At 46.3% G+C, this 17,955-nt stretch carries 20 protein-coding genes; 7 read left to right on the top strand and 13 right to left on the bottom strand.

Annotated elements, in window-relative coordinates; all coding sequences use genetic code 11:
• Positions 1-55: 55 nt before the first annotated feature.
• The 9 genes from purH to cutA form a co-directional block, all read right to left on the bottom strand.
• Positions 56-1,612 carry a bifunctional phosphoribosylaminoimidazolecarboxamide formyltransferase/IMP cyclohydrolase gene (purH, locus tag ACP7FG_RS12300; RefSeq protein ID WP_439226549.1) on the bottom strand — a complete coding sequence of 519 codons (1,557 nt, stop codon included), beginning with the start codon at positions 1,610-1,612 and terminating at the stop codon, positions 56-58.
• Between the two features lie 79 nt (positions 1,613-1,691).
• Positions 1,692-1,985, bottom strand: a complete 294-nt coding sequence (gene fis, locus ACP7FG_RS12295) for a DNA-binding transcriptional regulator Fis (protein WP_011235515.1) — start codon at positions 1,983-1,985, stop codon at positions 1,692-1,694.
• 7 nt (positions 1,986-1,992) lie between these two features.
• Complete coding sequence (gene dusB, locus ACP7FG_RS12290) at positions 1,993-2,964, bottom strand: tRNA dihydrouridine synthase DusB (RefSeq protein ID WP_439226548.1); 972 nt, start codon at positions 2,962-2,964, stop codon at positions 1,993-1,995.
• A 124-nt stretch (positions 2,965-3,088) separates the two neighbouring features.
• The gene (gene prmA, locus ACP7FG_RS12285; protein ID WP_439226547.1) at positions 3,089-3,970 is read right to left on the bottom strand and encodes a 50S ribosomal protein L11 methyltransferase; all 882 of its coding nucleotides are present in this window, start codon (positions 3,968-3,970) and stop codon (positions 3,089-3,091) included.
• 3 nt (positions 3,971-3,973) lie between these two features.
• Positions 3,974-5,323 carry an acetyl-CoA carboxylase biotin carboxylase subunit gene (accC, locus tag ACP7FG_RS12280; RefSeq protein ID WP_271332328.1) on the bottom strand — a complete coding sequence of 450 codons (1,350 nt, stop codon included), beginning with the start codon at positions 5,321-5,323 and terminating at the stop codon, positions 3,974-3,976.
• A 20-nt stretch (positions 5,324-5,343) separates the two neighbouring features.
• Complete coding sequence (gene accB, locus ACP7FG_RS12275) at positions 5,344-5,793, bottom strand: acetyl-CoA carboxylase biotin carboxyl carrier protein (RefSeq protein ID WP_439226546.1); 450 nt, start codon at positions 5,791-5,793, stop codon at positions 5,344-5,346.
• A 14-nt stretch (positions 5,794-5,807) separates the two neighbouring features.
• Positions 5,808-6,266, bottom strand: coding sequence for a type II 3-dehydroquinate dehydratase (gene aroQ / locus ACP7FG_RS12270; protein WP_439226576.1), 459 nt, complete (start codon positions 6,264-6,266; stop codon positions 5,808-5,810).
• 144 nt (positions 6,267-6,410) lie between these two features.
• The gene (locus ACP7FG_RS12265) at positions 6,411-8,123 is read right to left on the bottom strand and encodes a protein-disulfide reductase DsbD (RefSeq protein WP_439226545.1); all 1,713 of its coding nucleotides are present in this window, start codon (positions 8,121-8,123) and stop codon (positions 6,411-6,413) included.
• On the bottom strand, positions 8,120-8,440 hold the full coding sequence (cutA, locus tag ACP7FG_RS12260; RefSeq protein WP_439226544.1) for a divalent-cation tolerance protein CutA: 321 nt from the start codon (positions 8,438-8,440) through the stop codon (positions 8,120-8,122). The genes ACP7FG_RS12265 and cutA overlap by 4 nt, the downstream gene beginning before the upstream one ends.
• A gap of 163 nt (positions 8,441-8,603) precedes the next feature.
• Here cutA and ACP7FG_RS12255 point away from each other — a divergent pair, with 163 nt between their 5' ends.
• The 3 genes from ACP7FG_RS12255 (at position 8,604) to ACP7FG_RS12245 (ending at position 11,229) form a co-directional block, all read left to right on the top strand.
• Complete coding sequence (locus ACP7FG_RS12255; RefSeq protein ID WP_054491321.1) at positions 8,604-8,894, top strand: co-chaperone GroES; 291 nt, start codon at positions 8,604-8,606, stop codon at positions 8,892-8,894.
• A 57-nt stretch (positions 8,895-8,951) separates the two neighbouring features.
• Entirely contained in the window at positions 8,952-10,598 is a 1,647-nt protein-coding gene (groL, locus tag ACP7FG_RS12250; RefSeq protein ID WP_439226543.1) for a chaperonin GroEL, read from the top strand.
• Positions 10,599-10,722: 124 nt separating this feature from the next.
• Positions 10,723-11,229 (top strand): DUF3016 domain-containing protein, encoded by a 507-nt coding sequence (locus ACP7FG_RS12245; protein ID WP_222235843.1) that lies wholly within the window; start codon positions 10,723-10,725, stop codon positions 11,227-11,229.
• Here the strand turns inward: ACP7FG_RS12245 and priC are convergent.
• Both priC and epmB read right to left on the bottom strand, forming a co-directional pair.
• Complete coding sequence (gene priC / locus ACP7FG_RS12240; protein ID WP_054491324.1) at positions 11,210-11,530, bottom strand: primosomal replication protein PriC; 321 nt, start codon at positions 11,528-11,530, stop codon at positions 11,210-11,212. The genes ACP7FG_RS12245 and priC overlap by 20 nt on opposite strands.
• On the bottom strand, positions 11,527-12,573 hold the full coding sequence (gene epmB, locus ACP7FG_RS12235; RefSeq protein WP_439226542.1) for an EF-P beta-lysylation protein EpmB: 1,047 nt from the start codon (positions 12,571-12,573) through the stop codon (positions 11,527-11,529). The genes priC and epmB overlap by 4 nt, the downstream gene beginning before the upstream one ends.
• Positions 12,574-12,681: 108 nt before the next feature.
• Here epmB and efp point away from each other — a divergent pair, with 108 nt between their 5' ends.
• The 3 genes from efp (at position 12,682) to ACP7FG_RS12220 (ending at position 14,742) form a co-directional block, all read left to right on the top strand.
• On the top strand, positions 12,682-13,251 hold the full coding sequence (gene efp / locus ACP7FG_RS12230; RefSeq protein ID WP_011235502.1) for an elongation factor P: 570 nt from the start codon (positions 12,682-12,684) through the stop codon (positions 13,249-13,251).
• 6 nt (positions 13,252-13,257) lie between these two features.
• Positions 13,258-14,235, top strand: a complete 978-nt coding sequence (epmA, locus tag ACP7FG_RS12225) for an elongation factor P--(R)-beta-lysine ligase (RefSeq protein WP_439226541.1) — start codon at positions 13,258-13,260, stop codon at positions 14,233-14,235.
• A gap of 102 nt (positions 14,236-14,337) precedes the next feature.
• Complete coding sequence (locus ACP7FG_RS12220; RefSeq protein ID WP_222235839.1) at positions 14,338-14,742, top strand: MerC domain-containing protein; 405 nt, start codon at positions 14,338-14,340, stop codon at positions 14,740-14,742.
• Here the strand turns inward: ACP7FG_RS12220 and trmA are convergent.
• Positions 14,739-15,842 (bottom strand): tRNA (uridine(54)-C5)-methyltransferase TrmA, encoded by a 1,104-nt coding sequence (gene trmA, locus ACP7FG_RS12215; protein ID WP_439226540.1) that lies wholly within the window; start codon positions 15,840-15,842, stop codon positions 14,739-14,741. The genes ACP7FG_RS12220 and trmA overlap by 4 nt on opposite strands.
• A 135-nt stretch (positions 15,843-15,977) precedes the next feature.
• On the opposite strand from trmA, the gene ACP7FG_RS12210 reads away from it, so the two are divergent.
• A complete protein-coding gene (locus ACP7FG_RS12210) occupies positions 15,978-17,570 on the top strand; it encodes a S8 family serine peptidase (RefSeq protein WP_439226539.1) in 1,593 nt (530 codons plus the stop codon).
• 168 nt (positions 17,571-17,738) lie between these two features.
• Here the strand turns inward: ACP7FG_RS12210 and ACP7FG_RS12205 are convergent.
• Positions 17,739-17,955, bottom strand: a 217-nt coding sequence (locus ACP7FG_RS12205) for a hypothetical protein (protein WP_271332004.1), incomplete at its 5' end; no start/stop codon positions are given.

Raw genomic sequence — 17,955 nt, 5'->3', positions numbered from 1 at the left:
TTAGACTAGCCCCCAAACGTTACGGACGCAATGCTATGCCCACTGGTTAAGTTGCCTAGTGGCGGAAATGTCTCATGCCGGTGAATACCATCGCGATACCGTGTTCATTAGCTGCGGCGATGATCTCTTCGTCACGGATCGAGCCCCCCGGCTGAATGATAGCACTGATACCGGCTTCGGCGGCGGCATCAATACCATCTCTGAACGGGAAGAAAGCATCAGAAGCCATAACGGAACCTGGCACACTAAGATTTTCGTCGGCCGCTTTTATACCGGCAATTTTAGCGCTGTAAACGCGGCTCATTTGGCCGGCGCCTACGCCTACTGTCATGCCGTCTTTGGCATAAACTATGGCATTAGACTTAACAAACTTGGCAACTTTCCAGCAGAATAATAAGTCGGTCATCTGTGCTTCTGTTGGTTGCTTTTCAGTGACCACTTTTAATTGGTCTGCGTTAAAGTCCTGGTTGTCGGTATCTTGTACTAATAAACCGCCACTAACTCGCTTGTAATCTAGCTGGGTGTTGGTTTCTTCCCAATTGCCGCACTCTAACAAACGAACGTTCTTCTTACCGGCAACCGCAGTTCTGGCTTTGTCGCTGACACTCGGCGCGATAATAACCTCAACAAACTGGCGCTCGACAATAGCTGTTGCTGTTGTTTCATCCAGCTCACGGTTGAAAGCAATAATGCCACCAAACGCGGAAGTTGGATCGGTCTTAAAGGCGCGATCATAAGCATTGGTAATGGACTCACCAATTGCGACACCGCAAGGGTTTGCATGCTTAACAATAACGCAGGCCGGCTCAGCAAAGCTCTTTACGCATTCAAGCGCCGCGTCTGTATCGGCAATATTGTTAAAGGACAACGCTTTGCCCTGAATTTGTGTAGCGCTGGAAACGGTACCGGCTGGAGCATTACATTCGGTATAAAATGCTGCTGACTGGTGTGAGTTTTCGCCGTAACGTAAGTCCTGCTTTTTCGATACCTGCAGGTTTAATGTACGCGCAAAGTCATTTCCACTCAGTTGCTTACCAAGGTAGTTGGCAATCATACCGTCGTATTGGGCGGTGTGTTCGAATGCAGCGACCGCTAAGTCAAAGCGAGTGCTGTGGCTGACTCCGCCCTGTTCTTCTAGTTCAGCAAGCACGCGTTGGTAGTCATTGGCATTGACAACAATGGTCACGTCTTTGTGATTTTTGGCTGCAGCGCGAACCATAGTCGGGCCGCCAATATCGATATTTTCTATCGCGTCCTCTAACGTGCAACCTTCTTTGGCTACCGTTTCAGCAAAGGGATACAGGTTAACCACAACCATATCGATAGGCGCAATATTCTGTTCCTGCATGACTGTCTGATCGATATCGCGACGACCTAAAATGCCTCCGTGAACTTTCGGATGCAAAGTTTTGACACGCCCGCCCATAATCTCTTCCTGGCCGGTATGCTCAGAAACGTCAATAACGGTTATGCCTGAATCGCGAAGTAGCTTAGCGGTGCCACCTGTAGAGAGAATTTCAATGCCTTTTTTGGCCAGAGATTGAGCGAATTCAACAATACCGGTTTTATCAGAAACACTGATTAAAGCGCGTTGGATTGGACGGGTTTCCATTGTTTTGCCTTTCTATAACTCAGTTAAATTACGGGGGAGGTCAATAAAAAAAGGGCGCCAAAAGGCGCCCAAAAAATTCTTAATTCATGCCGTATTTTTTCAGCTTCTTGCGTAAAGTGCCGCGGTTAATACCTAACATAGTTGCGGCGCGGGTTTGATTACCCCGGGTATAAGTCATGACTTCTTCTAGTAGCGGCGCCTCCACCTCGGATAACACCAGCTCGTACAATTCTTCAGGATCCTGACCGTCCAGCTGGCGCAGAAAGCTATTCAACGCTTGCTTGACGGAGTCACGCAACGGCTTTGGCTGTGCGTTATTACCGATAGTGGTCAGGGGAGATACGTTTTCACGACTAGGGTTTTGATCAAACATAATACGCTTATCTCTTCTCTACAGTGACAAAATAATCTTCAAGTGCCTTAAGTTGCGCTTCGGCATCCTCAAGACGATTAAATGTTTGCCTGAATTCATCATTGCTGGCTTTTTCTTTTAAATACCAACCAACGTGTTTCCTGGCGACTCTGACACCCTGGTAACTGCCATAAAATTCGTGCAATTTACCAACGTGATGAATGACGGTTTCAGCCACTTCAGTTAGCGACGGCGGTTGAAGTTCCTTGCCTGTCTGAAGAAAGTAAGCAATTTCTCTAAACAGCCAGGGATTCCCCTGCGCGCCACGACCAATCATAATGGCATCTGCCCCGGTATACTCAAGAACTTGTTTTGCCTGTAACGGTGTACGAATATCACCGTTAGCAACAACGGGAATCGAAACGGCGTTTTTAATTGCTTTTATCGTGTCGTATTCTGCATTACCTTTATACATGCAGGCGCGAGTACGACCGTGAATAGCAAGTGACTGAATACCACAGCGTTCTGCTAACTGCGCTATATCAATACCGTTTTTATGCTCAGGATCCCAGCCGGTTCTTGTCTTTAGCGTTACCGGAACGTCGACAGCGTTAACGACCGCTGTCAGTATCTCTTCAACTAACTCAGGGTGCTGCATAAGCGCCGAGCCAGCCATTTTTTTATTCACCTTTTTCGCCGGGCAGCCCATATTTATATCGATAATCTGCGCGCCCATACTGACATTAACCCGCGCAGCTTCAGCCATTAGCTCTGGTTCAGAGCCCGCTATTTGCACGGCACGAATGCCAAGCTCTCCCGAATGATCCATGCGTTGCCTGGATTTATCGGTCTGCCATACCTTGGGGTTACTGGACAGCATCTCTGATACTGTAAGCCCAGCCCCCGTGCTGTAACACAGCTGACGGAACGGCTGGTCAGTAACTCCGGCCATGGGAGCTAATATGACCTGATTGTCGAGTTGATATGGGCCAATCCGCATCGGTTAAAAACTACGCAGCGAAAGGGTGAGGAATTTTAGGGAATTTGCGCAATAAAGAAAAGGCTATTTATTACGCAATTTGGGTCTTTTTTTCATTTTTTACTATTGACAAAGCGGACGCTTGTTAACCAACCCGAGTACCGCTAAGCATTGCCCAGTCGCCGTCTATAGTCGGAGTGTCGAACTGTATCTGAGGTTGATAAGCTTCAATAACCCCTTCTATTTGTCGCTCCAATATTCCGGATAAGACTAATTGTCCTCCTGGCGCAACGAAGCCAATTATCGTATCGGCAAGTTCACGTAACGGGCCGGCAAGAACATTGGCCAGAACCAAATCAACTTGAGTATTAGGTTGCTGAGTCGGCAGGTAAAGACTGAATTTATCACCGACCTTGTTACGTTCGGCGTTGTCTTTTGTCGCAATCAGGGCTTGCTGGTCAATGTCGATACCAATAGCATGCTTGGCATTAAACAACAGTGCCGCAATGCCGAGAATTCCTGATCCGCAACCAAAGTCGACAACGGTTTTACCCGTGGGGGGATTGGCATCTATCCAACGTAAACACATCGCGGTTGTCGGGTGTGTTCCGGTACCAAAAGCCATGCCGGGATCGAGCAAAATATTAACGGCATCCGGCTGCGGTACTTCCCGCCAGCTGGGGCAAATCCACAAACTTTCGCCAAAACGAATAGGGTGGAAGTTATCCATCCATTCGCGTTCCCAGTCCTTGTCTTCCAGTGGGTCGACTTTATATTGCAAGTTGCTGTCGAAAACGTTGGACTGCTTCAGGTTGGCAATAATAGCTTTTATATCAGCTTCGGCGTCAAACAAGCCCGTCGCTAAGGTGTGTTCCCACAATATAACGTCGCCGGGGCGTGGCTCAAAAATGGGGGTATCAGCGCCGTCGCGGTATGTAACCGCCTGAGCGCCGTTAGCCATGAGCATGTCCCCCACCTGGGGAGCATGCTCTTCACTGCAAGAAAGCGTCAGTTGTATCCAGGGCATTAATTAATGCCCGCCCAAACCGAGCTTTTTCTCAAGGTAGTGAATATTAGTACCACCGTGCTGGAAGTTTTCGTCTGCCATAATCGATTTTTGCAGAGGAATGTTCGTTTTAATGTTCTCGATGATCAGTTCACTCAAAGCATTACGCATACGTGCTATAGCAATATCGCGGTTCTCGCCGTAAGTAATCAGTTTACCTATCATTGAGTCATAGTTAGGCGGTACTTTGTAATCCGCGTAAACGTGTGAGTCCCAACGAACACCAAAGCCGCCCGGAGAATGGAAACGAGTGATGGTACCGGGAGATGGTGTAAAAGTATCAGGGTCTTCGGCGTTAATGCGGCACTCAACCGCATGACCGCGAATAACGACATCTTCCTGACTAATCGATAGTTGGCGGCCTGCCGCTATGCGCAACTGCTCTTTAATTAAGTCGATACCTGTGACCATTTCAGTAACCGGATGCTCAACCTGAATACGCGTGTTCATTTCAATGAAGTAGAACTCGCCGTTTTCATACAGAAACTCAAAGGTACCAGCACCGCGGTAACCCAGCTCTACACAAGCTTTAGCACAACGCTCACCAATGAACTTGCGCATCTCCGGAGTAATACCGGGAGCCGGGGCTTCTTCAACGACTTTCTGGTGACGACGTTGCATAGAGCAGTCACGTTCACCTAAATGAATGGCGTTACCTTGACCGTCGGCCAGAACCTGAATTTCAACATGGCGAGGGTTCTCAAGGAATTTCTCCATATAAACAACAGGGTTGCCGAACGCCGCACGAGCTTCGTTCTGAGTCATACTAATAGAGCTAAGCAGTTCGCTTTCTTTTCGTACAACTCGCATACCGCGACCACCGCCGCCGCCTGCTGCTTTAATAATAATTGGGTAGCCGATGCGCTTGGCAAGCTTCATATTACGCTCGTCATCATCGTCCAGCGGGCCGTCGGAGCCTGGTACGCAGGGAACGCCGGTTTTCTTCATGGCTTTAATGGCTGAAACTTTATCACCCATAAGGCGAATGAGATCAGGTGTTGGACCAACAAAGATGAACCCGGACTGCTCGACCTGCTCGGCAAAGTCAGCGTTTTCAGCAAGAAAACCATAGCCCGGATGGATGGCCGCAGCATCGGTAATTTCAGCGGCGCTGATAATACGTGGGATATTCAGGTAGCTTTCGTTTGCTGGCGCTTTACCAATACAAATCGCTTCGTCAGCAAGTAAAACGTGCTTTAAATTTCTATCAACCGTTGAGTGAACTGCCACTGTTTTAATGCCGAGCTCTTTACAGGCTCGCAGTATGCGCAGTGCAATTTCGCCACGGTTGGCAATGACCACTTTATCTAACATGACAAATTCCTGCGGTTACTTTATTCAATGACAAACAGAGGTTGATCAAATTCAACTGGCTCTTCGTTGTCTACTAAAATTTGCTTAACGACACCGGACTTGTCAGCTTCAATTTGGTTCATCATTTTCATGGCTTCAATAATGCACAGTGTTTCGCCAGCATTAACACGAGAGCCTACAGTGACAAATGGCTTGGCATCAGGCGATGGTGCTTCATAGAAAGTTCCAACCATAGGCGAACGAACAACATGGCCGCTAATTTCTTCGCTGGCTGGCTCCGCTGAAGCTGCTGGTTGGCTTGCCGGAGCTTGCTGAGGCGCCTGTTGAGACTGTGGCGCATACTGCATTGGCGCAGGTTGCGCACTGTAACGGTTAATCCGAACAGATTCTTCACCTTCGGTTATTTCCAGTTCAGCAACGCCAGATTCTTCAACGAGCTCAATCAGTTTCTTAATTTTTCGGATATCCATGCTAACGTCTACCTTTAGTTATCTGTGTTATTCAATATGTTTAAAGCTGCTTGTAATGCGTATTCGTAGCCACGGGCGCCAAGCCCGCAGAGAACGCCGTCAGCCACATCGGCTAAATACGAGTGGTGGCGGAAGTTCTCCCGGCGATAAATATTAGAAAGGTGTACTTCGATAAAAGGGATTTGCACAGCGAGCAGAGCATCACGCAGCGCAATGCTGGTGTGAGCGTATGCTGCTGGATTGATCACGATATAATCGACAGAGTCTTTGGCGGCTTGTTGGATCCAGTCAATCAATTGATGTTCAGCATTTGATTGTCTGAAATCGAGCGAAGCGGAGTGCTTTTGGGCAATAGCGTCTAACGACTGGGCGATGTCATCCAGACTTTGATTACCATAAACCTCTGGCTCACGTTGTCCCAGTAAGTTTAGGTTAGGGCCATTTAGCACCAATATTTTAAAACGTTCTGCCATTGTGCCGCCATCTGCTGTGAAGTTACGGTAACTATTAAAATTGACCATAACTTTCAGTTTGGGTTCCTATAACAACAGTATTATAGGGAAAAAAAGCAAGATTGCAGCACTTTACTGGTCTTATCAGCGCATTTAGGCACAAGTTTACTCGGAAACTATCTTTTCCAGATGCTTTTCAAAATCTTCAGCGTTCATATAACCGGTAACTCGATACTCAGCTCGCTCCTTGCCTTCAGGGTCAAAGAACAGAATTGTGGGTAACCCCAATACCTGGTAGCGGCTTAGAATTTCAACGTCTTGCGCGTTATTGCGAGTAACGTCGGCCTGAATCAGTGTAAATTGCTTAAATTGTGCCTGAACGCCGGTGTTCGAAAAGGTATATTGCTCAAACTCTTTGCAGGCAACACACCAGTCCGCGTAAAGATCGAGCATAACCCAGCCTTCGCTATTTTCGACTTGCTGCTGTATTTCGTTAATGCTACTTACCTGGGTGAACAAGCCATGACTTTGCTGCTCTAACTGTGCTTTATTGACTTGCCAATAGCTTCCCGCGGTAGCCATAGCTGCCAATAAAATAATTGCAGTGACTTTGGTTGCAGTCCTGATTGACTGGCTGATTGCTACTGCCAGTGATACTGCCGCGAGAATGAAATAGAAAATCCACAACCACATACTGATGCTGGTGGGGAGTAATCGTTCTACTAAAAATAAACTGACCGCTAAGAGTAACCAGCCGAAAAACTGTTTCACCACCACCATCCATGCTCCGGCTTTTGGCAGAAGCTTCCCGCCGCTCAACCCGAACAATATTAATGGAACACCCATACCCAGGCTTAAGGCATAGAGAATTGCGGCACCGTTAATAATGTCGCCGGATTGCGCGATAAAAAGCAACGCGCCTGAGAGCGGAGCTGTGGTGCAAGGCGATGCAACCAGGCCTGAAATAGCTCCAATAACAAAGACACCAACAACATTGCCGCCGCTCTGCTGACCACTTAGGTTTTGTAGTTTTGACTGCCAGCTAATGGGCAGTTGCAGGGTATAGGCACCGAGCATACTGAGTGCAAAGAGTGCAAAGAGTGCCGCAAGAACAAGAAGTACGACGGGGTGCTGAAAATAAGCCTGATACTGCATACCTGCTGAGGCGACGACCAAACCTAATAAAGAATAGGTAATGGCCATGCCCTGTACATAGATAAAAGAAAGCCAAAGCGTGTTTTTCCAGGTGCGTTCACGGTTGCCCAAAACCACACCGGATAAGATGGGGTACATGGGAAAGACGCAGGGAGTAAAAGCTAAACCAATACCCAGGGCAAAAAATAACAGTAAAGTGATAATCAAGTGTTGGTCTTCTATCCCGAAAAGACTGTTACCAGCGTTCTCTGCTGGTGCCGAAATATCGCCGTTACCACCATTTGTAGGTAGTTTTATCTGCTTTTCTGTTGGTGGATAACAAAGTCCTGCATCGGCACAACCCTGGTAAAGAATGGTAATACTGTCACCGGAAAAAGATGGCTCCAGCGTAAAAGACCATTCAACGTAGTTACGGTAAACAACAGACTCGCCGAAAAACTCGTCCGTATGAGACTCTCCTTCCGGAAGTTCGAGGGCTTGCGCAGCAGCATTTGAGGGCACAACCTTGAACCGGTGTTGATACAGGTAGTATTCCGGGGCGATGACCCAACTGACAGTGATCTTGTCGCCGTCAGTTTCGCTATCAAAATCAAAAGCCTGATCGACGGGTAAAAACTCATTCTGTTGCTGAAAAGGGTTAGATTGAACACCATGAGCAACGGGCGCAACCAAGGTTAGCGCTACGGTAAAAAGTATCAGGCATGAGATGAGCCGTTTTATCATTTGACTGAATCCTGTATCCACGTCAGGTAATCGGGTAATCCGTCTTCTATGTTAATGCTGATTAACTCCGGGGAATCGTATGGGTGATTCGCACTGACAAAGTCTTTTATGTCACCGAAGCGTTTATCGGTTGATTTTATCAGCATAAGCCACTCTTCATCTTCATGTATTTGCCCTTGCCAGGAGTAAACCGATGTCATATTAGGCACTATATTGACGCAGGCGACGAGCTTTTTCTCAACTAAGTTGCGGGCAAGTTGTTTCGCAGAAGAGTAACTGTCTGTGGTGCATAAAATCAATTTGGGTTGCTGAGTCATAGAACCTCCATATAGCGCCAGTGAGTCTGGCAAATTACCATAAAATTTTTTGCGCTTCCCCCTTGATAACAAAAATTCCTCCCCCATTTAATGAGCACGATGATTTTTACACGCCCTTAGGGGTACTAACCACTAACAACAATAGGTTGAGGAGTTATCAACAATGAAACTTCGTCCTTTACACGATCGAGTCATTATCAAACGCATTGAAGTCGAAGCGAAATCGGCTGGCGGAATTGTTCTGACTGGTTCTGCGGCAGAAAAGTCTACGCGCGGTGAAGTCGTAGCGGTAGGCAAAGGCCGTATTCTGGATAACGGTGAAGTGCGTGCGCTTGACGTAAAAGCCGGTGATAAAGTGCTATTCAGCGAAGGCTACGGTGTAAAAACCGAGAAAATCGATGGTGAAGAGTATTTGATCATGAGCGAAAGCGACATTCTGGCAATTGAAGAATAAGACGCCTGAGTCGCTTATTAGCACAACCGAATAAACGTATTTAAGAGGAAAGCAAAAATGGCAGCTAAAGAAGTCAAGTTTGGTAATACAGCACGTCAAAAAATGCTGAAAGGCGTAAATGTTCTTGCTGACTCAGTAAAAGTTACTTTGGGTCCAAAAGGCCGTAACGTTGTATTAGATAAATCGTTTGGCGCACCAGTTATCACTAAAGACGGTGTTTCTGTTGCGAAAGAAATCGAGCTGGAAGACAAGTTCGAAAACATGGGCGCGCAAATGGTTAAAGAAGTGGCGTCTAAAGCAAACGACGAAGCGGGTGACGGTACAACAACCGCAACCGTTCTGGCTCAGGCAATTGTAAATGAAGGTTTGAAGTCAGTAGCCGCGGGTATGAACCCAATGGATCTTAAGCGCGGTATCGACAAAGCCGTTATTGCCGCAGTTGAAGAGTTGAAGAAAATTTCTCAGCCTTGTGCCGATAGCAAAGCTATTGCTCAGGTAGCGACTATTTCTGCTAACGCGGATCACACTATTGGCGAAATCATTGCTCAGGCAATGGATAAAGTAGGCCAGGAAGGTGTTATTACAGTTGAAGAAGGTCAGGCACTGACTGACGAGCTGGATGTTGTTGAAGGTATGCAGTTCGACCGTGGTTACTTGTCTCCTTACTTCATTAACAATCAGGAAAGCGGTTCGGTTGAATTAGACAACCCGTTCATTCTTCTGATTGATAAGAAAATTTCTAATATCCGCGAATTACTGCCGGTATTAGAAGGTGTTTCTAAAGCCGGTAAACCTCTGCTTATTATTGCGGAAGACGTTGAAGGCGAAGCGCTGGCAACTCTGGTTGTGAACAACATGCGTGGCATTGTTAAAGTTGCAGCGGTTAAAGCACCAGGCTTTGGTGACCGTCGTAAAGCGATGCTGCAGGACATTGCTGTTCTGACTGGCGGTACTGTGGTTTCTGAAGAAATTGGCATGGAGCTGGAAAAAACTCAGCTGGAAGACCTCGGTACTGCGAAGCGCGTAGTCATTACTAAAGACAACACGACGGTTGTTGATGGTAACGGTGATGATACTGCTATCGAAGGCCGCGTTAACCAAATCAAACAGCAGATGGAAGACACAACGTCTGACTACGACCGTGAAAAACTGCAAGAGCGTCTGGCTAAGTTAGCTGGCGGTGTTGCGGTGATTAAAGTCGGCGCTGCTACTGAAATGGAAATGAAAGAGAAGAAAGCGCGCGTTGAAGATGCGTTGCATGCAACCCGTGCAGCTGTTGAAGAAGGGGTTGTGCCTGGTGGTGGTGTCGCTTTGGTTCGTGCGGCAAGCAAACTGCATGAGTTACGCGGTGACAACGAAGATCAGAACGTTGGTATTCGTCTGGCATTACGTGCAATGGAAGCTCCTTTGCGTCAAATCGCTATAAACGCTGGTGCTGAAGGTTCTGTGGTTGCTAACAGTGTTCGTGGTGGTGAAGGTAACTACGGTTACAACGCTGGTAACGACACTTATGGCGATATGCTGGAAATGGGGATTTTGGATCCAACCAAAGTCACTCGTTCAGCACTGCAGTTCGCAGCTTCGGTTGGCGCGCTGATGATAACCACTGAAGCGATGATTGCTGACATTCCACAAGATGACAACGCAGGCGGTATGCCTGGCGGCGACATGGGTGGAATGGGCGGTATGGGCGGCATGATGTAGTGCGCTCAAAGCTCGTTTAAAGAAGGGAGCCACTGCGGCTCCCTTTTTTTATGGAATTTTTTTGTAAAATAGTACTCTAACCGAATGGTAGTGTCCTTGGCGAAAGTATGGGAGGAAAATTAGCATGCGTGTTCAAGGTATATTGGGAACAGTTTTATTAGCTTTTAGTTTTTCGGCGTTAGCTGGAACGGCTGAGGTTTCGTGGAAAGATGTTGATAGTTACACAGATATTCGACCGGCGGATGGCCTGAAAGATCGTTATCAGCAAAAGGTAATGGACAATTTGACTGAACACTTTCAAAGTTTGGCCGAAAAACTGCCTGAAGAGCAAAAGCTAGAAATTACAGTAACAGATGTTGACCTAACCGGTCGTCTTGAGCCCACGTTTGGACGCTCAACTTCCAATTTCGTCCGTATTGTTCGGGAAATAGACTTCCCCAGAATGGAATTCGATTATCGCTTGGTTGGTAGTGCGGGAGAAGTTCTGAAGGAAGGCCAGGCAAATGTGAAAAACATGAGTTTTAACTACGATGGCCTGGCGTCAAGAGTACGTCGAAATGATCTGTACTTCGAAGAAGAAATGCTAACCGAGTGGTTTGAAGAAACGTTACTTAACCAGCCTGACGAATAGCTTTAAGGCGAGCAAGAGTTTCAGTCATCAACTGTAATTGTTGTACCAGTAACTGCAGCTGTTGTTCGTTGTCTTTGTCTTGTTGCCACTTTTCAAAGTTAGCAGCAATTTCGTTTAGGTATGGCTGAAAACGGTTGCCTTTGCTTTCAAATACAGTTTGTTCTGCGAATACACCCTGGAATTTGGCTTTGCCTTGCTGACGTAAATCGTCAAGGTATTGGTCGGCATCAATAACTTGGCGATACAGTTGTTGAAGGTGTTCTTGTAATTTAACTTCTACACTTTCCAGGTTGTCGCTCATAATTTATCCTTTGTTGATTCATTTGTGCCATCCGGCATGATAGCTGTTTTACTAAGCTCCCCCGCCTGCTCGCGTACAAGGCGGGGAACCAGGAATCCCGGTAACTCGTATGTCATTTGTTGCCACAATGTCTGGGCTTTATCATCGCCGACGGCGAAATGGCTGGCGCCTTCTACCTTATCCAGTTGATGTAAGTAATAGGGTAAAACACTGGCATTAAATAACTTCTCACTGAGCTGAGTAAGAGCTTCGATATTGTCATTCACACCATTTAGTAAAACGCTTTGGTTTAATAAGTGTATACCGGCGTGATGCCATTCTTTTAAAGTGCGAGTTAAGGTTTCTGAAACTTCGTTCGCGTGGTTCACATGCAAAACCAAAACGCTTTTAAACCGACTTTTACTCAGCAAATCTTTCAGCTCGCTTGTCAAGCGAGAGGGTATCACAATTGGCAATCGACTATGAATGCGTAAGCGGGTCAGTTGTGGCAAAAGCTCAAATTCTTTAATGAGATCTTTAAGCCGTTTGTCATTTGCCATTAATGGGTCGCCGCCACTTAGAATGACTTCGTTGATTTCCGGGTTGTCTTTAATGTGATTCAGTGTGTCTGATAACTGCCGTTTACTGAAGGTTAGCTCGTCGTAAGGAAAATGACGGCGGAAGCAGTAACGGCAGTTTACGGCGCAGCCCCCCTGCAATATCAGTAGCACGCGACTTTTATATTTGTGCAGCAGCCCCTCTACCGGTCCTTTCTGTTCCTGCAATGGGTCTGTGCTGTAACCCGGTGCTGAGTCAAACTCGTTGCGTAACGGGAGCACTTGTCGTAGCAAAGGGTCGTTGCTGTCCCCCGCTTTCATTTGTTCAACAAAAGGCCTGGGGACTCGCATGGAAAATAGCTTTCTCGCTTTAATGTCACCTAAAAACAATGAAGGCTCTAAACCAAGTGCACGCAGCAAATCTTCGGGTCGGGTGTAGGCTTGCTTCAGTTCAAACTGCCAGTCGGGGCGGTCGTTTAGAGAAATGGGATACGCTGACTCGGACACTTCGCCTCCGTAGCTGCTGCAAATAGCGTATATTTTACCTGAAAAAAGTCGCTATTTGTTTTATTATTGCGCGCAAATCATCAGGTATTTACAAAGGAAAGTCTCGTTATGGCGAACTACAGCACTAGTGAATTCAAAGGCGGTTTAAAAATCATGCAGGATGGTGAGCCTTGCTCCATCGTTGAAAACGAAATGGTTAAACCGGGTAAAGGTCAGGCCTTTAACCGTGTAAAAATCCGTAAGTTGATTAGTGGTAAGGTGGTCGAAAAGACGTTTAAATCTGGAGAGTCCGTTGAGGGCGCCGATGTTATCGAGCTTGAGTTATCGTACTTATATAACGATGGTGAGTTCTGGCACTTCATGAATAACGAAACCTTTGAACAGGTGCCTGCCGATGAAAAGGCGGTAGGTGAAGCGGAAAAATGGCTTGTTGAGCAAGATGTTTGTACCTTGACGCTATGGGAAGGTAAACCTATTAACGTTCAGCCACCAAATTTTGTTGAGCTAGAGATTACCGAAACCGACCCGGGCTTGAAAGGTGATACGGCTGGTACTGGTGGTAAGCCTGCGACTTTAAGCACAGGTGCCGTTGTTCGCGTGCCTTTATTTGTGCAAATTGGCGAAGTGATTAAAGTTGATACCCGTTCAGGTGAATACGTTTCCCGGGTGCAGAAGTAACCTAAGATGACGATGAACTGGCGGCCGACAGCGGATTGGTCAGTGCTTGTTAAACGCGCTGAGTTAATGCGACAAGTCCGCCAGTTTTTTTATGAACGACAGATAACTGAAGTCGATACGCACCTCTTATCGCAGTTCGGTGTCACAGACTGTCACCTGAATAATCTCACAACCGAGTTCAAACACCCATTACCTTCAGGAAAGAAAAAGCTGTACCTTCAGACATCACCGGAATACGCAATGAAGCGAATTCTTGCTGCTTATGGGCAAGATATTTTTCAGTTAAGCCATGTGGTTCGAGATGATGAAATAGGCCGTTTTCACAACCCTGAGTTTACCTTACTTGAGTGGTATCGGGTTGGTTACGATGATGTTCAGCTTATAACCGAGGTTTCTGAGCTGCTAACGTCACTATGTGGCGCACCGGAAACTAAAGTGGTCACTTACCAACAAGCTTTTATTGAATATCTGGGCGTGGATCCATTGAGTAGTGCAGGTGTGGATACAATACGGCGACACCTGGTTGAGCGTCCTTCTTTGTCGGAGTGGATGTCAAAGGAAACAGACGAAGACACCATTCTACAAGTGGCTTTTTCCGAGCTTATTGAAAGCCAGTTTCCTGATAATAGACCAATTTGTGTAACCGAGTTTCCACAGTCACAGGCTGCTTTGGCCAGAATCGACAGCAATGATGCACGTGTCGCACGCCGGTTCGAGTTTTATTACCGTGGGGTGGAGTTGGCTAATGGTTATCACGAACTTTTGGATGCAGCTGAGCAGCGTGTCCGCTTCAAAAAAGATAATGAGTGGCGAGAAAGACATGGGCGGGAGATTCAGCCCGAAGATACCCGTTTACTCGATGCTTTAGACTCCGGTTTACCTGCATGCTCTGGTGTCGCTCTGGGATTTGACCGACTTTTGATGATTATATGTGGAGCAAACACAATAAGTGAAGTCCTGCCTTTTGCTATTGATACAGCATAAGTTTTCGCTGTTTAGAAACAATTTCTCATGATCTCCCTTGGTTATTCTTTCCGTATGTTATAATATAACAACTAAGCGTTTGAGAAGAAGGTATTGCCAAGTATGTCAGCAGAAACATCCAAAAACTTGGATAAAGCAGGAATATGGATCACCACCTTGTGTGCGATTCACTGCCTGCTGCTGCCTGTTATTCTGCCGCTATTAGCAATGGCGGGTTTGGCCTTTATCGGTGAAGACGCGTTAGAAAATACTATTCTAGGGTTGAGTGTTGTTGTGGGGCTCTGGTCATTGATTAGTGGCGCACGTAAGCATGGCAAATGGCACCTTTTATCATTATTACTTTTAGGTGCCGTTATTTACTCTCAACGGGATATTCTGGGCCACTGGGGCGAACCTATTATTATTCTCTTCGGCGCCGGGCTGATTATATACGCTCATGTATCCAATCTACGCTTAAACCGTAAGCTCAACTTTTCTACCCTTGCTGAAGAGCCTGCTCAAAACTAGTTGTGCTTTTCTAAAACCACGCCTGTTTCAATGTGATCGGTATAAGGGAATTGATCAAACATTGCTGCCGCAGTGACCTTATGAGTAGCCGATATCGCCTTAATATTGTCTATTAGCGTACTTGGGTTGCAGGAAATATAAATGATCCGCTGGTACTGAGAAACCAGTTTCAAGGTGTCTTTATCTAACCCGGCTCTGGGCGGATCGACCAATACCGTTTTGCAGTCAAAACTGTGAATACCTGCGTCAGCCGCTCGCTTTGATTCAAGCTGTCCACTTAAAGCCGCACTAAACTCTTCAGCTGACATGCGTACAACAGTGACATTCTTGATGTCGTTTAACTGCGCCCCTTCACGGGCTGCTGCAACCGAGCCTTTGCTAATTTCGGTCGCCAGTACCGAATTGAACTGACCGGCTAATGGCAGAGTGAAATTACCATTACCACAATAAAGCTCTAGTAAATCATGATTATTTTGGCCCGCCTGCTCACTGACCCATTCAATCATTTTCTCGTTAATACCCGAGTTTGGTTGAGTAAAGCTATTTTCGGTCTGAATTGACTGGTAGGTTTGCCCATTAACTTGAACATTCTCGATAACTGATTCAGAACCAAAAACAACTTTTTGTTTACGAGCCCGGCCAATTAGATGAACAACATCAGCAAAGGATTGAAGATAGTCATGTAACTCTTTTGCTTGAGCTTGCCACTCTTCTTCTAAGGGGCGGTGATAGAGAAGTGATACGATGGCCTGGTTGGACTTTGTCGTTAGAAAATCAACCTGAAACAACTTATTCCTCAATAAGGGTTTGTCGATAACGTGGTCTATTACCGCCTGCATCAGGTTATTTATAAGCTTGCTTCCGGGAGCAAAGTCATCTTTACGTATCTTTTCCCGAGTTTCAGGGTTAAACATAATGTAGTAAAGATCATTACCTTCATGCCATACCCTGAACTCAGCCCTCATACGGTAATTAACAGGCTCTGACGGAAAAACGCGAAAGTCTTCAACACCAACGCCACTAAAGCTTTGGCGAATCTTCTTTGACTTTTCAATAAGCTGTGCTTCGTAATTCAGAGTCTCGATAGACCGATACGTCATTTGTCATACCTGTGTAAAGTTTGGTTACAATTTGTTACAAGTTGTGGCAAATTAATTCTGCCGACGAGAGAATAGCTATTCTCTCACGTTGTGTTGGCCCTGAAAATTCAAAACATAAAAAACACAGGGTTAATTATGAAATTGTTATCAAAAAAGTCTCTCGTATTTTTAGCTTGTTCTTCAGTCTTAGCCGCATCTGCTCAGGCTGCTAATGATAAAGAGCGAGTGATTGTTGCCTTTAAACCGGGAAACAAAGCTGCAATTGAGTCTGCAGTTGCAAAAGCTGGCGGGCAAAAGAACGTTGATTTATCTCGTTATAACGCGATGTCAATCACGGTTCCGGCGAACGCGCTGAAAGGGCTCAAGAATAATCCTAACGTTGAATACGTAGAAGCCGATGAAAAAAGACATTTGATGGCATCGGAGTATGAACCCAACCAACCCTACGGGATTTCCCAGGTACAAGCTGATCTCGTTTCGGATGCTGCTGCAGGTAATACAAAGGTTTGTATTATCGACTCGGGCTACGATTTAGGACACCCGGACTTACAAAGTGCCGGTGTTGATGGTAGCTATGATTCGGGAACAGGTAACTGGTACACCGACGAAAACAGTCATGGTACTCATGTTGCTGGCACAATAGCCGCACTTGCAAATGGCACGGGCGTTGTTGGCGTTTTGCCTAATGGCAACATTAACCTTCATATTGTGAAAGTGTTTAATGCCGATGGTTGGGGATACTCGTCTTCACTGATAGCGGCGGCAGACGAATGTGCGGCGGCCGGCGCAAATGTTATCAATATGAGCCTGGGCGGCGACCGTGGCAGCAAAACCGAAGAAAGAGCTTTTGGTGACCTGGACTCACAAGGCATTCTGAGTGTTGCTGCAGCGGGCAACGCTGGTAATACTCGTCATTCTTATCCAGCATCGTATGATGCGGTTGTTTCAGTTGCTGCAATTGATGAAGCGAAGCAAGTTGCTTCTTTTTCTCAGCAAACCAATCAGGTTGAACTGTCGGGCCCTGGTGTTGCGGTCTTATCGTCAGTACCTCGCGGAATGGGTGAACGTTCAGAGGTTACGGTATCCAATACTGCATACGATAACTTAGCGATGGATGGTTCGGCTAAAGGCAGTGCATCCGGTGCATTAACGGATTGCGGCATTGGCGACCAAGCCTGTTCTGAAGCAGTTGGCGATATTTGCTTAATTGAACGTGGTTCAATTAGTTTCGCGGAAAAAGTTCAAGCTTGTGAAGCCGGCGGTGGTGTTGGCGCTATCATATACAATAATGAGCCTGGTATTGTTTCTGGCACGTTAGGCGAAACCGTAACATCAATTCCTTCTGTTGGAATTAGTGATACAGACGGGGCTTCGTTAATGAACCAGTTGGGAGCTTCTGCAACAGTATCTGTAGAAGACAGTGACTGGGCTTTCTTTGACGGGACGTCAATGGCGACCCCTCATGTTGTTGGTGTAGCTGCGTTAGTCTGGAGTCACTATTCAGACTGCTCCAACGGCGATATCCGTTCTGCATTGGCATCAACCGCTGAAGATTTAGGTACTGCTGGTCGTGATGATGCATATGGTTATGGGTTAGTCCAAGCTAAGGCAGCTTACGATTACTTGGCAACTAATGGATGTGGCGGATCGGATGGCGGTACCGACGATGGAGGAGATACTTCTGGCCCAGGTAACGGTAATGGGAAAGGTAATGGTAAGAACAAGTAGTAATACATACCTTTAGTAATAAGCAAGAAAGCCTCCATATACTGGGGGCTTTTTTGCTTTTAGGTTATAAAAAATGTTGGTTCAAATAACATCTGAGCAAACTTTACGCAGTCAGCAAAAAAACAGTTATAAAGGCATAAAAAGCGCTTGACGGGGCGAGTTAAATCTCTAAAATGCGCTCCACGTTCGAGGCAGGCAACGAAGCCGCCGAAAACCTAAGTTTTCTAAAAAATCTTTTTTCAAAAAAGTATTGACGGAAAACACACGGTGTGTAGAATACGCACCTCTCGCAGCCAAGGCTGCTGAGAAACGCTCTTTAACAATTATATCAAGCCAAGCAAACTGTGTGGGCACTTGCAGAAGTAAGCAAACAGAAATATTTGTA

The organism is Idiomarina sp. ST10R2A5, from assembly GCF_051842325.1.
Taxonomy (GTDB): domain Bacteria; phylum Pseudomonadota; class Gammaproteobacteria; order Enterobacterales; family Alteromonadaceae; genus Idiomarina; species Idiomarina abyssalis.
This window is presented reverse-complemented; position numbering and strand designations above follow the sequence as displayed.

Excerpts from the sequence above, each read along its gene's own strand:
- purH (WP_439226549.1), bottom strand. The coding sequence starts at position 1,612 with ATGGAAACCCGTCCAATCCAACGCGCTTTAATCAGTGTTTCTGATAAA.
- fis (WP_011235515.1), bottom strand. The coding sequence starts at position 1,985 with ATGTTTGATCAAAACCCTAGTCGTGAAAACGTATCTCCCCTGACCACT.
- dusB (WP_439226548.1), bottom strand. The coding sequence starts at position 2,964 with ATGCGGATTGGCCCATATCAACTCGACAATCAGGTCATATTAGCTCCC.
- prmA (WP_439226547.1), bottom strand. The coding sequence starts at position 3,970 with ATGCCCTGGATACAACTGACGCTTTCTTGCAGTGAAGAGCATGCTCCC.
- accC (WP_271332328.1), bottom strand. The coding sequence starts at position 5,323 with ATGTTAGATAAAGTGGTCATTGCCAACCGTGGCGAAATTGCACTGCGC.
- accB (WP_439226546.1), bottom strand. The coding sequence starts at position 5,793 with ATGGATATCCGAAAAATTAAGAAACTGATTGAGCTCGTTGAAGAATCT.
- aroQ (WP_439226576.1), bottom strand. The coding sequence starts at position 6,266 with ATGGCAGAACGTTTTAAAATATTGGTGCTAAATGGCCCTAACCTAAAC.
- ACP7FG_RS12265 (WP_439226545.1), bottom strand. The coding sequence starts at position 8,123 with ATGATAAAACGGCTCATCTCATGCCTGATACTTTTTACCGTAGCGCTA.
- cutA (WP_439226544.1), bottom strand. The coding sequence starts at position 8,440 with ATGACTCAGCAACCCAAATTGATTTTATGCACCACAGACAGTTACTCT.
- ACP7FG_RS12255 (WP_054491321.1), top strand. The coding sequence starts at position 8,604 with ATGAAACTTCGTCCTTTACACGATCGAGTCATTATCAAACGCATTGAA.
- groL (WP_439226543.1), top strand. The coding sequence starts at position 8,952 with ATGGCAGCTAAAGAAGTCAAGTTTGGTAATACAGCACGTCAAAAAATG.
- ACP7FG_RS12245 (WP_222235843.1), top strand. The coding sequence starts at position 10,723 with ATGCGTGTTCAAGGTATATTGGGAACAGTTTTATTAGCTTTTAGTTTT.
- priC (WP_054491324.1), bottom strand. The coding sequence starts at position 11,530 with ATGAGCGACAACCTGGAAAGTGTAGAAGTTAAATTACAAGAACACCTT.
- efp (WP_011235502.1), top strand. The coding sequence starts at position 12,682 with ATGGCGAACTACAGCACTAGTGAATTCAAAGGCGGTTTAAAAATCATG.
- epmA (WP_439226541.1), top strand. The coding sequence starts at position 13,258 with ATGACGATGAACTGGCGGCCGACAGCGGATTGGTCAGTGCTTGTTAAA.
- ACP7FG_RS12220 (WP_222235839.1), top strand. The coding sequence starts at position 14,338 with ATGTCAGCAGAAACATCCAAAAACTTGGATAAAGCAGGAATATGGATC.
- trmA (WP_439226540.1), bottom strand. The coding sequence starts at position 15,842 with ATGACGTATCGGTCTATCGAGACTCTGAATTACGAAGCACAGCTTATT.
- ACP7FG_RS12210 (WP_439226539.1), top strand. The coding sequence starts at position 15,978 with ATGAAATTGTTATCAAAAAAGTCTCTCGTATTTTTAGCTTGTTCTTCA.